Source organism: Candidatus Protochlamydia naegleriophila (genome assembly GCF_001499655.1).
Lineage (GTDB): Bacteria > Chlamydiota > Chlamydiia > Chlamydiales > Parachlamydiaceae > Protochlamydia > Protochlamydia naegleriophila.
Genome location: NZ_LN879502.1, coordinates 1,184,258 through 1,199,895 on the forward strand (window position 1 = coordinate 1,184,258; position 15,638 = coordinate 1,199,895).

The following is a 15,638-nucleotide window of genomic DNA, read 5'->3' on the forward strand; positions in this document are numbered from 1 at the left end:
GCTGGTGAATGAAGATTCACCAGCATCTAGAACTTTTTTCTAGTTACATTAAACAGAAGAGATGGGGGCGTTGCTAAAAAGCTCTGGATTGGGCCTGCTATCTAAATAGCTTTGCAAAATGATGGCAGCACTAACCGTATCGACGACTTTGGATCGTTTTTTACGCGTCAGACTACTTTCGCGCAAGGAACGCTCGGCTTGCACGGTTGTCAAGCGCTCGTCCCATAGGCGAATGGGGACTGAAGTGGATTGGGTCAATAACTGAGCAAAGTGCTTGACTTCATCAGCTAAAAAACCAGTGCGGCCGCTCATCATGAGGGGGAGGCCGATCACAATCTCTTCTATGTCGCACCTGTGCGTTTCACATAGCTTGGAAATGGTCTCCAATAATTTGAGAACCGTTTGCTCAGAGCGTTTTTCGGCTTGCAAAGTAGCCGTAGGCATGGCAATAATCTTTCTCTCATCAGACAATGCCAAGCCTAAGCGGCTCATGCCAAAATCAATGCCAAGAATTCGACTTGGCTTTGGCTTATTCATTTGCATGCAGACTCTTGTTGTGAGTAATCATGGCTTGAATGAAATCACGGAAGAGTGGATGTGGATCTGTAGGTTTGGACTTAAATTCTGGGTGGAATTGAACTCCAACCATCCAAGGATGATCGCTAATTTCTGCAATTTCACAAAGGGCTTCCCCTTTGAGCGTTCCTGCGATGATAAAACCGGCTTTTTCCATTGCTTCTTTATAGTTATTATTGAACTCATAGCGATGGCGATGCCTTTCGCTGATTTGAGGCTGTTTATAAGCTTTATGGGCCTTTGAGTGCGGCTTCAAGTCGCAAATGTAGGCTCCCAGGCGCATAGTACCGCCAAGATCTTGAACACCCCTTTGTTCGCTTAGCAAAGAAATGACCGGGTGTTTGGTGTCAGGATCGAATTCGGTCGAGTTTGCGTCTTCCAGTCCAACAGCATGCCTTGCAAATTCAACCGCCATAACTTGCATGCCGAGGCAAATTCCAAAATAAGGAATCTTCTTTTCGCGGCAGTGCTTAGCTGTGTGAATTTTACCGAGCCATCCTCTTTCTCCAAATCCGCCAGGAACGAGATAGCCGTCGCATCCCTCAATGGCTTTTGCTAATTGGGCAGGTTCTGTCGGAAGCTTATCTGCTTCAAAGCGCTTGATATGCAGCTTGTAACCGGCTGCCAATGCACCATGAACCAAAGATTCAAATACTGATTTATAAGCATCTTGGTGTTGGACGTATTTTCCAACGATTCCAACCGTGATAGAACCTTTTGGATTCTTAATCGTTTCAATGATTGTTTCCCACTCGGTTAAATCGACGGGAGGGTTTGGGAGGTGGAGGAGTTCGCAAATAAGAGTGTCAATGCCTTGTTTGTGCAAGTCTAAAGGAACTTCATAAATGCTGTGCTTGACGTCGATTTCTTCGATAACCGCTTTTTTGTTGACGTTGCAGAATAGGCTGATTTTTTCTTTAACTTCATCAGACAGATTCACTTCACAGCGGCAAACGAGGATGTCAGGGAAAATGCCAATGCCCCTTAAAACCTGTACAGAGTGCTGGGAAGGTTTTGTTTTTACTTCGCCGGCGGCCTGCAAGTAGGGAACATAGGTTAAGTGGATATTGAGGCAGTCAGAGCGATGATCATAAGTAAATTGGCGAATAGCCTCTAAGAAAGGCAGTGATTCGATGTCACCTGCTGTGCCGCCTATTTCAACCAAAACAACATCTGTTTTTTCTTGCTGTTTGCCGCAATTGATGATTCTCTGCTTAATCTCATCTGTGATGTGAGGAATGACTTGGACTGTTTTTCCCAAGTAATCACCATGGCGTTCACGACGAATAACGGTGTTGTAGATCTGCCCTGAAGTTGCATTAGAAGCACGCGATAGGCTGGAGTTGGTGTAGCGGTAATAGTGACCTAAATCCAAGTCAGTTTCGGCTCCGTCATCAGTCACATAGACTTCTCCGTGTTGGAAAGGACTCATTGTGCCCGGATCAACGTTTAGGTAAGGATCGAGCTTAAGCATGGCTACTTTTAAGCCTTTCTTCTCAAGCAATAATCCAATCGCAGCAGAGGTGAGACCTTTGCCCAAAGAGGAACAAACGCCACCTGTTATAAAAATGTATTTTGTTTGCATAACCATTGCTCAATTTTATGGATATCTTCGGGAGTGTCAACGCCAATACTGACATGGTCGACTACAGCCACTTTAATGCGATATCCGTGTTCCAATACTTTTAATTGTTCTAAGTCTTCCTCTAGTTGCAGAGGCGTGGGAGATAATTGTTGATACTCCAATATGAAAGCTGGACGGTAGGCATACAACCCCAAATGACGGAAATAGGACGTTTGTGGTTCAAAGCACTGCCTTTTATTGGAGGGAATCAAGGTGCGGCTAAAATAGAGGGCATTTCCTTTTTGATCCATGACGCACTTGACGATGGATGGATTGAACGCATCCTCTTCTGATAATAGTGGGGTCACAACAGTCGACATGTGGCCATTAGAATCGTTTAGTAAAGCATCTGCGGCCAAATTGATGGCTTGAGGCTCTAAACAGGGTTCATCCCCTTGTATATTGACAATGACAGCGGCTTGCATCCATTCAGGATGGAGGCGAAGAACTTCTGCTAAACGATCTGTTCCGGTTGGACAGTCGGGCGATGTCATAACGACTTGGCCATTAAACGACTTCACATGGTCGAAAATGCGTTGATCATCCGTTGCGACAATGACTTCACTTAAAGAAGCCGCACGCTTGGCATTTTCATAAGTTCTTTGGAGGAGGGTTTTACCGAGAATGGGAAAGAGGGGTTTTCCTGGAAAGCGCGTACTGCCATAACGAGCGGGAATAATCCCAATAATTTCTTCGGTCATCTTCCACTTTATCTTAAAAATAAATCAATAACGGGACAATGGTAGCTTAACACTTATTAAATAACAAGGAAATCATCAAGGGTTAAAATTAATTGTTTAATTTCTGGATGAGAGCCAAAACTAACTCTAGAGATCTTAAGAGACTCGGTTAGATTTTATTGGGGGCTTTTTTTACTCTAACATTAGAGCTGTTTAAAAATACACTATCCGTCGCACCTTTTGCCTAAAAAATGAATTTTGAAGGGAAATCCCTCTAAGTTGCTTAATAATACGGGGATAGTTATTCTAGTCTCTTGTGAAGAGAGCATGTTGTCTGCAAGGCTTTGTTCGAAAAAATTAGCATGCAGCACAGTTTGCACAGTATAAAAAATTCATGGAGAATAGGAGAAGCAGTGATTCTATTGTGCCTATTTTCCATAAGACCTAAGAGACTTTCATGCCATCCGAACATTTCGACGGGAAATATTATTTTAACCAAGATGTGATCTTACGTCCGCTTTGGCAAGTATTTTATTGGATGCTGACAAGAAAGCGCACCAAATGGCCAACATCTGTTCCTGTACAGCAATGTCAGGTGGAAAAAGCTCGCCTAGAGTCGAATGGCATTGTTGTGACATTTATTACACATTCAACCCTATTGATTCAGATGGGAAAGTGGAATATTTTAACGGATCCCATCTGGTCTGAAAGAGCGGGGCCCTTTAACTGGTTAGGGCCTAAACGCGTGGCGGCACCAGGAGTTAAGTTTGAGGATCTCCCTCCGATCGATATCGTGTTGGTTAGCCATAATCACTATGACCATATGGACTTGCCCACTCTTCGGCTTTTGGAAAAGCACCATAAACCTCTTTTTTACGTCCCCATGGGAAATAAAAGTTTTTTGGAAAGGGAGGGGCTTGCCCAGGTTAGGGAACTCGATTGGTGGGAAGAAATAGCCTTTTCTGAGCATGAAACTCTCATTTTCGTACCTGCACAGCACTTTTCCTCAAGGAGTTTGGGGGACCGCAATCGCACCCTTTGGGGAGGATTTGTTCTTAAAGGAATCGATCAGGTCATTTATTTTGCGGGCGATAGCGGATATGGAAAGCATTTCAAGGAAATTGCAACGAGATGTGGAAATCCAACGCTTGCTTGCTTGCCTATTGGAGCTTATAAACCGCGCTGGTTAATGCAATCTATCCACCTCTCTCCACAAGAAGCTGTTCAAGCCCACCTCGACTTAAATGCCAAGCAAAGTTTAGCCATTCATTTTGGAACTTTTCCTTTAGCTGATGAGGGGATTGACGAGCCGGTGAAAAGCTTGCATATAGCCATGCATGCCCATCAATTGCCGATTGATCAATTTTGGACCTTAAAACCGGGCGAATCAAAAAAAGTTAATTAACCTAGAGCCATGAGTTAATCTGTGAATCGTTTACTGATCATTGTTTATGAAATTTGTTTATGGATCCTTGCCCTTATTGCCATACCAAGGATGCTCTACTATTTTTTTGTGCACAAAAAGTACCATCAAAGCTTGTTGCTGCGCTTAGGGTTTAATTATCCTAATATCGAGAAGAATGAACAGCCATTAATTTGGATTCATGCCGTTTCGGTTGGCGAAACTAAGGCTATAGTGTCTTTGGCGCGCGAGTTGAAATTGAGTTATCCAACCTCTCGCCTTGTCGTCTCCTCTGTTACAGAAACTGGGCAGGCTGAGGCGAAAAGAAGCCTGCCTTTCGCCGATTTCCACGTCTTTCTCCCTTTTGACTTTTATTGGCTTGTGCGAAGAATTATCCGTAAGGCTTCCCCGCAATTGGTTATCCTTTGTGAATCAGACTTTTGGTTTAACTTTTTGCGCTGTGCTAAAAAGCAAGGCGCTTCTCTTGCTTTGGTAAATGGAAAAATGTCGAGCGAGTCTGAAGCTCGTTTTTGCAAAATCCCTTTTTTTTCTCGTATGCTCTTCAATTTATTCGATATTCTATGCGTTCAAAATGAATTGTATAGAAAGAGATTTTTACAAGTTGGCGCAGCAACGGAAAAGTTAAAGGTGACAGGCAATCTTAAATTAGATGATGAATATCCAAGACTTTCAGATGCAGAGGTTAGAGAGTGGAGAGAAAAACTGGGAATCAGTCCAAACCAAGTCGTTTTAACAGTAGGCTCCTCTCATTATCCTGAGGAACAACTCATTCTTGATCTGGCTAAAGACATTTGGAATCGATTTCCACAGCTCAAGGTGATCCTCGTTCCTCGCCATCCAGAGCGATTCAAAGAGGTTGCGACGCTCCTTGAAAATGAGCCGCTAGAATGGATTAGTTTCACCGATATCAATCGAAGAACTGGAAAAGAACAAATCATTTTAATCGATGCAATGGGGATGCTGCGCATGTGCTATCAACTGTCTGACATCGCTTTAGTGGCTGGAAGTTTTACAACAAAAGTTGGAGGGCACAATATTTTAGAGCCGTGCTGGTATGGCAAGCCCGTCTTGTTCGGTCCTTCTATGTATTCGCAGCTCGAATTGGTGGATCTTATCCAGCAGGCTCAGGCAGGCATGCAAGTCACTCAGGAGCAGCTTGGAAAAACTTTAGAAGAGTGGCTGATGAGTGATTCTCTTCGCCATGAAATTGGGCACAATGGTCTGAGACTGATTCAAAACTTAAAAGGATCAACTAAGCGCACGTTAAATGCAATCGAACCAATTTTGTGCAAAATTAAATAGTTCTTCCCAGGTACTTGTGGGAGTAAAAATGAAACTATTTTGAAAAAATAAAACAAAAGGGGTTGTCATAAATTATACGCTTTGCTATAGTCAATGTTTCTTCAGCAAACTTAACCCAGTTTGCTTGTGACGCGGGGTGGAGCAGGGGTTAGCTCGTTGGGCTCATAACCCAAAGGCCGGAGGTTCGAATCCTTCCCCCGCTATTTTCTCTTGTTTGGCGGTATAGCTCAGTTGGTAGAGCAACGGAATCATAATCCGTGTGTCGTCGGTTCAAGTCCGGCTGCCGCTACATCGTTTATATCCTCCTTCATTTACTTGTCTTTTCTATACTGATCCCTTCATCTCTTTATATAGTTCCCTGATAAGACGCTTCTGCAATAATTGTTCGAATGTTGAAAGACATTATGGATTCTTTTTGGTTGGTTTGAGCGAGTTTCTCTGCAACATCCCTACCTCAAAAATGATAAACAGCAGGCGTTATTTTCCATCGTCATGGACTGGCGGATAGCTATCAGATAAATATTATTCCTTCTGAGGCATTTCCGGCACTGTCCATCAAAAAAGGTTTGTGCATCAGTTCCAAAGCCCATACAGACTCCCATTTCCTCGCCAAGTGATTGCCCTTGCATTACAACATTTTTTCAATGGTATTTTTTAACCATTTCCTCTTTTAGTTGATCTGGCATAGCAAAAATAGACATTTAGATGTAATAAAAGAACTTTCAAAACTCTATGGAGAGTCCTAAAATTCTGGCTCTAGCTTTAGGTTGTAGCTCTAAGGGGTTTCCTTTTCTTTGACGTGTCTCAGATAATGATTGCCGTTCTTACGAGCTCCATTTCATCTTTTGCGTTTTCCTTTGTTTATGGGCTTTAAAATGGGTCGACCAAGCGGCCGCAAACAAATCAATTAAATGCTTCATCATCTTGCAAGCATACATGTCGTTAGGGGATGAAAGGTGAGCTGATCTTAAAGCCTACCTTGAGCCTTGTTAAACTTACTTAAGACTCAATGCAAGTTTGAGAATGAGTATGCCATCGGCTAGTTTCTAGCGGTAATGTCAGCTCTAAAAAACTTTTCACAATGCTAATGGGTACTATGATACCGTAGCTACTACTAGATCTATTTACCACCCAAAGGTCCAGGTATTAGCGTCAGGCTTGGAGAAAGAATTGAAGTGATTTCAGGATGTTATGAGAATCAGGAAGATATAGATGAGAATCAATAGCATTTCACCGTGCGCTCTTTCATTATAGCTTAAAGGCTAATGATGCATTTCAGGCGGAAATTTTCGAGTGTTATTGTAAGAAGATAAAGATGTAAAAGATGGCACTGACAAGCTATTTGCAAGGCTATGATGTGTAATCCATTTCTCTTGAGAGCGTTCTTTGAGGCTTATAAATCGCTAAGAAAGTACGACATGGCCGCTAAATGCCTGTAAATTAGCAATTCCATTCCATATATGGCTATAAATGCTTATAGCTTAATATTCCTTTTTCTTGTTTACACTTATTCCTGAAGTGTTTTATATAACGCACTAGATGGGATTTTCAAATTTGTTTTGCTATAATTTATTTGACAATATCTCATTTTTATGTGAAAAAATTTCTTTACACATATCAGCTATGAGGGCATTGAACGTGCATGAGCTGAAGATCGGACCAATTCAAGAGAGACCTGAAGAAGGAAAGAGTCTAAAAAATGAATGAACATAATGTTAATTTATTTTGTAAGAGGTCTTCGGATCTATTTCCTATTTTAGGTAATTCTAAAACATTCAAAAGACACGATAGTAATGCATTTTTTTTCTAACATTCGATGAAATGATTAAAAGCAACATGTAGAAATTGAATAGATAGTTGCTTCTAAAAGAATTGACGAATGTAAAACAGGCGTCAATTCTTTTATTAATTGTTAATCAATCAAGTTGGCGTATGCCAAAAATCATCTGCAAATACTACTAGGTGGATGATAATTAAATTAATGAACAAACCAAAGCTTATACGATTACTCAAAAAAAGAAAAACGTAAGAAGCAAATAAGGGAGTAATAGCATGCAACCACTACTAACCCAACCCCTACATGTGCAAACAGATTTGGTAGATGGGTACGATTCAAACAATACAGTAATTACCCCTGTAGAGCCAACAGGGGTAATGCATACAGCACATGTTATAATCACGCCTACACAGACACCTCCGTCGCCAATAGATAACCGCGTTTGGACCCTTAAATCGGGTCCTAAAATCTATACAGTTGAGCAAATTCAGCAACGCGCAGCGAGGACAGCCAATTTTCAGCAGAAGTATGAAGCATTTTTAAAAACCATGCGAACGATATCTGATGAGCTGGGACAATCGACTCCAAGTGTCATTTTAAAAGCAATGAGTGAGAAGGATAAGCTTCAAAAAAAGGCTCAGGGCGAAGAAAATCCTGAAATTGACTTGTCAAGTTTGGGAGGGTTGGAGAGGACTCTTTTGAGTATCGACAAGAATAGAATTGATTTTGATAAGAGCAATGGAGTTGTCAGATTTATCGAGGAACTCACGAATGTAAGTATTGAACATTTAACTTCGCTAGCCAGTCAGTTAACAATCATGTGGGAAGGCAAGCCTAGCTACAACCTTGTTTTATTTTCAATGGGACCTTACTACCAGTTTGGTATCAAATACAGGCTGGATGAGTTGTACAGGTTGGAAGATTTGATAGAAACTAACTCTAAACTAGCCTCTACATCTAAAGGAACTGAGCAACCTAGCCGGACAGAGTTTGAGCCCTTGATCGACAAGCTTGCCACTTTAGTGAAGATGAAAGAGGAGTTAACCTGTTTAAGGTATGCGTTAGATAATAAATTTATTACCAAAGATTTTCTGGTAGTAGCCTACAAAGAGCGAATCAAAGCCAAGTATTTCGAAACATTTAGATGTATCGAAAAAGAACTCGATTCAAGTCAGGTTTTGGCTGCTGCCAATGAATCGAAATCTACAGAAAAAAAGCTTGTGGCTGAACGGATTATTCATAGGGTAAAAGAAGTGAGAAACCTATTTGCCGGTTTAACTTTAGATTCTACAGAGAGTTCAAGCAAAGCATTAAGTGAAATGGAAGTTGGCTATACATTTAAACAAGACTGGGAAATGCATTTAAATCTGTTGTGCAAAATTGTTGAACTTAAAGAACGCCTCTGGGCTAGATCAACCTTAAAATTACCTAAAGATGCACAAGATCAAGAACAGTTCTCGAAAGTGGTAGAAGAGGCAACAACAGCGGGGGGCAATTTACAAGCTTTGCAAAAAGAGATCACGCAATTAATTAACGAGGAGAAAAATAGTTTTAAAGCAATCAAAGATCCACATATAGAGATTCAAACTATCTGGGACAAGATTTTCAAACTAGAACGGGATTCGAAGGCCCCAGAGCAACCTGGAAAAAAAACTTGGTTCGGCTATTTTTAGCCTGTGAACCAATTAAAAAAGCGATTTTTTTAATATAATCGATGAGGTAATCATGAGTATTTATTTAAGTGGGATTAGAGATCAATTACGTTACACTATTACAACAACCGGCTCGGTTGGAAAAGCGTGGTTCAACAGAATTGTCACCCTGATTCAACCAGCCCAAACATTTATCCGTTATAATCTGAGACAAACAGGTATTTTGGCAGCAAGTAATTTGGCAATGTGGGTGATATCAGAAAAAATCGTTTCTCGAATAGATATTCTTTTACCTCATCAAGCAGGTAGAGATTCTTTTAAAAAAAACCTAGCGAGTCGTGCGATTCAAGTGCTAGTCACAGGTGGTTTAACAACGGGGCTTAACGTGGCATTAAATAGAGCCCTGCAACTAAAGTTCGATTCTTACATTTTAGCTGTCATCACAACGGTTAGTGTCGTGAGCTCGATTTTATGGCAGGAATTCAAGGGGCGCCCTAAACAACAACTTCTTCCACCTGTTGAAAATCCAGTTTCTAGAACTAACGTGAATGCTGATACTGTCTATATGACTACAGGGGATTCGCCTACATCTTATTCGCGATCGACACCCCGCATGCAACCAACACCGCGGGAGATGCCGCGCAGGCTGAGTACTAGTGGAAATGGAGAGAAGACTGTACGGATTAAACCGGACATTCCTCTTTTAAACTTTGAGGGAATTAACGAGGTAGAGGCTGAAATAAAATCTTCCAAGGCTCAATCTCGCCGTCCATTAACAGGAGGGAGAGAGGCTACGCCTCACCCGAAAGATGCAACTTCGACACTTGAGGTAAAGACTCAGGAATCAGTCGAAGAAGGGACTTCTTCTTTACCGGTGAGCGAAGTCATTCATCCAACCCCAGCTTTATCTAAAGAAATCACACCAAGAGAGCAAATTCCACAGAAGCTTTCACCAAAAGCAGAGCATTCAATCACGGCAGAACAATCAGTAGAAGCGCCTCCTTTATCTACGCAACCTAAAGAAGATAACTTCCATATAAGCCCGCCTACTACGCCAAAAGCCTCCCACCAATCTCCCAGTATAATAAGAGAGGAGACCCAGGCTGCAGTGGAAAATGATAGTGATTCAGGAATCGCATGCCTTTTCTCTTCTATGCATGAAACGTTAGATATTAATGAACCAGTGAATCCGCAGGTGGCTTCACAGCAAGCTACACCTCGTGGAACGACACCGCGGGAAGCTAATTCTCTAGTCTCCTCTTCGAATCAAACAACGCCGAGAGAGGATGAATTCCATTACAGTTCGGATGAGGATGAGGATGACCAGATATTGAAGCTTGGGACATCGATTGATTCTACAACGCATTATATGGGGACAGAGACAGGCTCTAATTTCACTACAGACTTTGACAGTGACGATGAGGTCTCAGCTTTAGAAGAGATCTTTGTTTCCTCTAATGTTGTGTCAGCAACAGCATTGCCTGTCGAACCAGTAGCGGTGTCGCCTGTCAAGCCTGTGGCTGCGCCTGTTGAACCTGTAGGGGTGCCATATGTTCAACCTGTAAAGAAATCGCATAGCAATCTGGAACGCTCCGGATTGCGTTTTGAAGATTTTGATAACTGGACCTATTAAGAAAAAGGCTGTATCTCCTCTTGCTACCATCCGGATAGCAGAGGAGAGTGCAGCAAAGTACTCTTGCCCTCCTTTTGTATAGAGCCTATAAATGACTCTTTCCTTCAGATTCTTATTCTCTCTAAAATTCCTAATAAATTATTTTAGATTCATTGCCTACAGGCAATCTTTCATAATGTTTTGAGGAGAAATGATGGTAAAAAAACAGCTCGATCCTGTTTGTGGAATGATGGTAGATGCCGAAACATCCCCTCACACATTTGATTACAATGGACAATCATTTGCTTTTTGCAGCGCACATTGTGTGGAGAAATTTAAAGGCAATTCCGCTCGCTATCTCACATCCTCAGTGAATCAGAGCCAAAAGGTTGAAGCTGGGCAGGCCTATTTTTGTCCGATGGATCCAGAGATAAGCTCAAATAAGCCTGGCGATTGCCCCATTTGTGGGATGGCATTGGAGCCTATGATCCCAGTCCTATCAAGTCAAAGCACGTACACATGTCCCATGCATCCAGAAATTCAGCAGGATCATCCTGGCAATTGTCCCATTTGTGGAATGGTGCTGGAGCCAAAAGATGTTGAGGTAAGAGCAGATGATTCCGAATATCAAAACTTTCTAAGCCGTTTTTGGATCGGTCTTTTGCTGGCTTTACCCGTCTTCATTTTAGGAATGGGCGAAATGTTTCCAGCTTTTAGGAATATAATCCCTTCTCCAACGTCTCATCTCTTACAAGTGATTTTGAGTACTCCTGTCGTTCTCTGGTGTGGTTGGCCCTTATTTCAAAGAGGATGGCAGTCGCTTGTGAACCGGCACCTCAATATGTTTAGTTTAATTTCAATTGGCATCGGAACAGCCTACTTCTACAGTCTGGTTGCCTATTTTTTCCCGGGCCTGTTTCCAGACACATTTAAGCATCAAGGGACTATTCCACTCTATTTTGAAACAGCGGCAATTATTACGGTTTTAGTGCTGCTAGGCCAAGTTCTTGAGTTAAAAGCGCGCAGCAAGACAAGCCAGGCTATTAAAGCCCTTCTTGGACGTGCAGCAAAGTCTGCAAGGCTCATACGCAATGGAGAAGAAGTGGAGGTTGGGATCGACCGGGTAAAAGTTGGCGATATTCTGCGTGTGAAGCCTGGAGATAAGGTTCCAGTGGATGGTAAAGTTGTCGAGGGAAAAAGTACTATTGATGAATCCATGATGACAGGAGAGCCCATACCCGTTGAAAAGAGCACCGGTGATGTGGTAACTGGAGGGGCCATTAATCAAACAGGAAGCTTTTTAATGCGGGCTGAAAAGGTTGGGAATGCAACGCTATTGGCGCGCATTGTACAAATGGTTGCCGCTGCTCAGCGCAGTCGAGCCCCTATTCAAGGCTTGGCTGATAAAGTCTCTAGCTATTTTGTACCAGCAGTTGTCCTGATCGCTATTTTAACCTTTATCATATGGGCTTTAATTGGCCCAGAACCCTCTTTTGTATATGGTTTGGTCAATGCTGTTGCCGTCTTAATTATAGCTTGCCCTTGCGCTCTTGGCCTCGCCACACCCATGTCGATTATGGTTGGAATGGGGAAGGGTGCAGAGAATGGAGTGCTTATCAGAAATGCCGGGGCTCTAGAAAAGCTTGAGAAAGTAAAAACAGTTGTTGTTGATAAAACCGGTACATTGACTGATGGTAAACCAAAGGTTTCACAAGTTGTAAGCTTAAATGAAAAAGAAAATGACCTTCTCCGCCTAGTTGCAGCCGTAGAGCAAAGCAGCGAACATCCACTTGCACAAGCGCTTATCCAAGAAGCCAAGGATCGGCATTTAACTCTTCCTAAAGTTCAAGAATTTAATTCAGTGACCGGTGGTGGAGTCATCGGAAGGGTCGAGGGACGAGAAGTAGTGGTTGGCAAGCTTTCTTTTTTGCAGGCACAAAAAGTTACAAGAATGGCTTCTCTGCAAGAAAGGGGAGAGCCTCTTCAAAAAGCTGCTCAAACGGTTCTTTTTGTGGCTATCAATGGACAAGCTGCTGGACTAATTGCTGTCAGTGATCCTATTAAGCATTCCGCTTCTGATGCCATTAAAGAGCTTCATCGGTTAGGAAAAAAAATTGTCATGCTGTCTGGTGATAACGAATACACAGCTAAGGCCGTTGCTAAACAATTGGGGATAGATGAGGTTCATGCTGGAGTTGCTCCTCAGGATAAGCAAGAATTTATTCGACAAGCTAAAGACGAAGAGGGATTGGTGGCTATGGCTGGTGACGGTGTTAATGATGCCCCTGCTTTAGCTATGGCCGATGTGGGCATTGCAATGGGGACCGGAACTGATGTTGCCATGGAGAGTGCTGAGGTGACGCTGGTCAAGGGGGATTTAATGGGCATTGTGCGTGCGATTCATTTAAGCCATGCAATGATGAGGAATATCCGCCAGAATCTTTTCTTTGCCTTCATTTACAACGTATTGGGGGTTCCCATCGCAGCAGGGCTGCTTTATCCTTTGACGGGTCTGCTGCTCGATCCGATGATTGCTGCTTTAGCCATGAGCTTGAGCTCTTTTTCGGTCATTGTTAATGCTTTAAGATTGCGTAAATTGAAGCTTTGAGGTCGAGGAAGGCGACGTTCAAGAAGTAAGAGGAGTGAGGCGTGGTCTTGAGATTTTTTTCTCAATAGTGTGAATGAAAAGCGGTCATGATTCATTCACACTATTTTTTCAGGTATAATTCTTATTATTGACCGCAACGGCAATGAGCGCTGCAAGAGTGCTGTTTACTGCATGCACAGCCATCTTTACATTGGCATTGGTTTGAACAGCGGCACTCTGTCTGCTGCAAGCAGCCACACTGCTTGCCGGGCGCGCAAGCACAGTTTTGGCAGCTGCAATTTTCCTGCGAAGGGGCCGCTGTTATAAAACTGATGGCCATTAAAGAGGCTCCCAATAATCCTAAAAATGCTTTCATATTCATGCAATTCTCCTTTTTTTATAAAAACTGCGTTAATCAAATCTTTTAATCAGTTCTCGAATTTCTTCGATTTTCTTTTTTTGCTCTTGCTCATCATGGGAAAGGCAAGCTTGAGTCACACAAAAAGAAAGATGGGTATCTAAAATGCGCAATTCCACGCTTTTGATGGCAGCGCGAATGGCTCGCAGCTGAGTTAAGATCTCTGGGCAATATCGTCCCTCTTCGATCATTTTTTTGATTCCCTCGACTTGTCCACTAATGCGATTTAAGTGAGGAAGCTCTTTCTTGTGCGATGGATGCTCCGACACACAGCATTGCTTATCCATACCATCATTCCTTTTTTTGTTTTTATACCATACCCCCCTATGGTATAAACGGGTATTAAAACTGTCAACACAATTTGAAAAGCAGGAATTGAGCGGGCAAAAAATGGTCTGTTATTGCTAGGAGGAGCTACATTTTCTCAAAGGTTCGCTTAGTGGTTAGCATGTGGCAGATCCATTTCTTGCGGGTTCATGAGGTGCCCTGATGATTCATGTCCATGAGCTGGTTTGCCTTCCATCCAATTTGAGTGGGCTTCATATGGGGCGCGCTTGTCTTCTTCTTGGCTCAGCCAACTGATTGTTTCTTGGTTGGGGGACGATAGTTTGAAGTCGCTTCGTTTTGGTAGTTGGGAAAGGCGTTCGAGTTCTTCGCCGGTTATAGCACTTGCAACTGTTCCAGAAGGATGTTGATACCAGCCGGGATCAGTATAGTTGGCCAGATTTTCACGCACTTTAAAGAGTGTAAACATGCCTCCAAGCTCGATGATGCCGAAAGGGCCGGGGCTTCCGATTGGAGATTGATTTTTGGGGATTTTCATTCCCATGTCTATCTCATTGCGAGAAGGTCCAAACATTTCAAACATTTCCCCCATCCCATTGATGCTCATGAGCCCCATAAAATCGGGGAAGTACTTGCGAATCTTCTCGTTGATTGTGCCTCGATCGACCCCAACTAGATTAGGTAAGTCGTCTTGCATTTGATTCATTGTATGGTGCGATTTATGGCAATGAAAAGGCCAGTCGCCTGGATTATCGGCAATCAGCTCGAAATCCCTTGTTTCGCCCGGTGCAACAGATGTGGTGACTTCTGTATATTGGGCCGATAGAGGCAAGTGTTTAGCACCTCGTCTTGTGACAGTAAACTCATGACCATGAAGGTGGATTGGATGGCTATTCATCATGACATTTGCTAAGCGGATGCGGACCCTATCTCCTTTTTTGACTACTAATGGTTCAGTCATTGGGTAAAGGACGCTATTGAAAGTAAAAATATTGAAATCCAGCATTTCAAAAGGAGCTGGAGTTTTTGCTCCCATGGGAATGTGCCATTCGTGCAGAAAAATGGCAAAATCGCGGTCTACGGGAGGATTCTCATTCACTTTGGGATGAATGATAAAAAAGCCCATCATTCCAAGTGCAATTTGAACCATTTCATCGGCATGGGGATGATACATGAAAGTCCCATTCTGCTTGAGTGTAAACTCATACTTGAAGGTTTCACCAGGCAGAATGGCTTTTTGGGTAAGTCCTGCTATGCCATCCATCCCATTTGGTAAAATGAGTCCATGCCAGTGGGTTGAAGTGGGCTCATTGAGCTTGTTTGTGACGTAAATGCGGACTCTATCGCCTTCAACAGCTTCAATTGTCGGACCTGGGCTCGAGCCATTATAGCCCCAGCAGTTGACCCAAAATCCTGGAGCGAATTCCCTTCTGACGTGCTCGGCTATTAAATGAAAAACTTTAATATCCCCATCCATTGTCCAAGGAAGCGATCCAACGTTAGGAGTAACTACAGCCCGGTATTTAGTTGCTTCATCAGGGATTTCATTCATTCGAGAAGAGGTAGAAGGTTCTGATGCATTGCCAGAGGAATTGCCTTGATTGAGTTCTAAGCTCTGGAAAAAGGGAGAGTGTCCTGCATGTTGGGCTGCTAAAAAACTAGTAAGTAGGCATGCTATGAGGGCCAGTTGTTTTTTCATTGT

11 protein-coding genes and 2 tRNA genes are annotated in these 15,638 nt (G+C 42.7%); 7 read left to right on the top strand and 6 right to left on the bottom strand.

From position 1 onward, the window contains the following. Window positions 1-48 precede the first annotated feature (48 nt). The 3 genes from ruvX to kdsB are packed head-to-tail and all read right to left on the bottom strand — an operon-like array spanning window position 49 to window position 2,901. Window positions 49-543: a Holliday junction resolvase RuvX gene (gene ruvX / locus PNK_RS04830; protein ID WP_231909302.1), complete on the bottom strand. Its 495-nt coding sequence runs from the start codon at window positions 541-543 to the stop codon at window positions 49-51. Beyond that, window positions 530-2,161 (bottom strand): CTP synthase, encoded by a 1,632-nt coding sequence (locus PNK_RS04835; protein ID WP_032125451.1) that lies wholly within the window; start codon window positions 2,159-2,161, stop codon window positions 530-532. The genes ruvX and PNK_RS04835 overlap by 14 nt, the downstream gene beginning before the upstream one ends. After that, the gene (kdsB, locus tag PNK_RS04840) at window positions 2,137-2,901 is read right to left on the bottom strand and encodes a 3-deoxy-manno-octulosonate cytidylyltransferase (protein ID WP_059060633.1); all 765 of its coding nucleotides are present in this window, start codon (window positions 2,899-2,901) and stop codon (window positions 2,137-2,139) included. Before kdsB ends, PNK_RS04835 begins: the two co-directional genes overlap by 25 nt. Window positions 2,902-3,337: 436 nt before the next feature. Here kdsB and PNK_RS04845 point away from each other — a divergent pair, with 436 nt between their 5' ends. The 7 genes from PNK_RS04845 (at window position 3,338) to PNK_RS04875 (ending at window position 13,254) form a co-directional block, all read left to right on the top strand. After that, on the top strand, window positions 3,338-4,285 hold the full coding sequence (locus tag PNK_RS04845) for an MBL fold metallo-hydrolase (protein WP_059060635.1): 948 nt from the start codon (window positions 3,338-3,340) through the stop codon (window positions 4,283-4,285). A gap of 21 nt (window positions 4,286-4,306) precedes the next feature. Then, window positions 4,307-5,605: a 3-deoxy-D-manno-octulosonic acid transferase gene (locus tag PNK_RS04850; protein ID WP_059060637.1), complete on the top strand. Its 1,299-nt coding sequence runs from the start codon at window positions 4,307-4,309 to the stop codon at window positions 5,603-5,605. A gap of 130 nt (window positions 5,606-5,735) precedes the next feature. Beyond that, a tRNA-Met gene (locus tag PNK_RS04855) sits at window positions 5,736-5,808 on the top strand. Between the two features lie 13 nt (window positions 5,809-5,821). After that, a tRNA-Met gene (locus PNK_RS04860) sits at window positions 5,822-5,894 on the top strand. 1,793 nt (window positions 5,895-7,687) lie between these two features. Next, window positions 7,688-9,055, top strand: coding sequence for a hypothetical protein (locus PNK_RS04865; protein ID WP_162264030.1), 1,368 nt, complete (start codon window positions 7,688-7,690; stop codon window positions 9,053-9,055). A 52-nt stretch (window positions 9,056-9,107) separates the two neighbouring features. Continuing rightward, window positions 9,108-10,667, top strand: coding sequence for a hypothetical protein (locus PNK_RS04870; RefSeq protein WP_059060640.1), 1,560 nt, complete (start codon window positions 9,108-9,110; stop codon window positions 10,665-10,667). A 190-nt stretch (window positions 10,668-10,857) separates the two neighbouring features. After that, window positions 10,858-13,254 carry a heavy metal translocating P-type ATPase gene (locus PNK_RS04875; RefSeq protein ID WP_197560230.1) on the top strand — a complete coding sequence of 799 codons (2,397 nt, stop codon included), beginning with the start codon at window positions 10,858-10,860 and terminating at the stop codon, window positions 13,252-13,254. A 124-nt stretch (window positions 13,255-13,378) separates the two neighbouring features. Here the strand turns inward: PNK_RS04875 and PNK_RS04880 are convergent, their stop codons facing one another. From PNK_RS04880 to PNK_RS04890, 3 genes are all read right to left on the bottom strand, one after another. After that, window positions 13,379-13,615, bottom strand: a complete 237-nt coding sequence (locus PNK_RS04880) for a hypothetical protein (RefSeq protein ID WP_059060645.1) — start codon at window positions 13,613-13,615, stop codon at window positions 13,379-13,381. A gap of 29 nt (window positions 13,616-13,644) precedes the next feature. After that, complete coding sequence (locus PNK_RS04885) at window positions 13,645-13,938, bottom strand: metal-sensitive transcriptional regulator (protein WP_032125459.1); 294 nt, start codon at window positions 13,936-13,938, stop codon at window positions 13,645-13,647. A gap of 149 nt (window positions 13,939-14,087) precedes the next feature. Continuing rightward, complete coding sequence (locus tag PNK_RS04890; RefSeq protein WP_231909303.1) at window positions 14,088-15,635, bottom strand: multicopper oxidase family protein; 1,548 nt, start codon at window positions 15,633-15,635, stop codon at window positions 14,088-14,090. Between the last annotated feature and the right edge of the window lie 3 nt (window positions 15,636-15,638).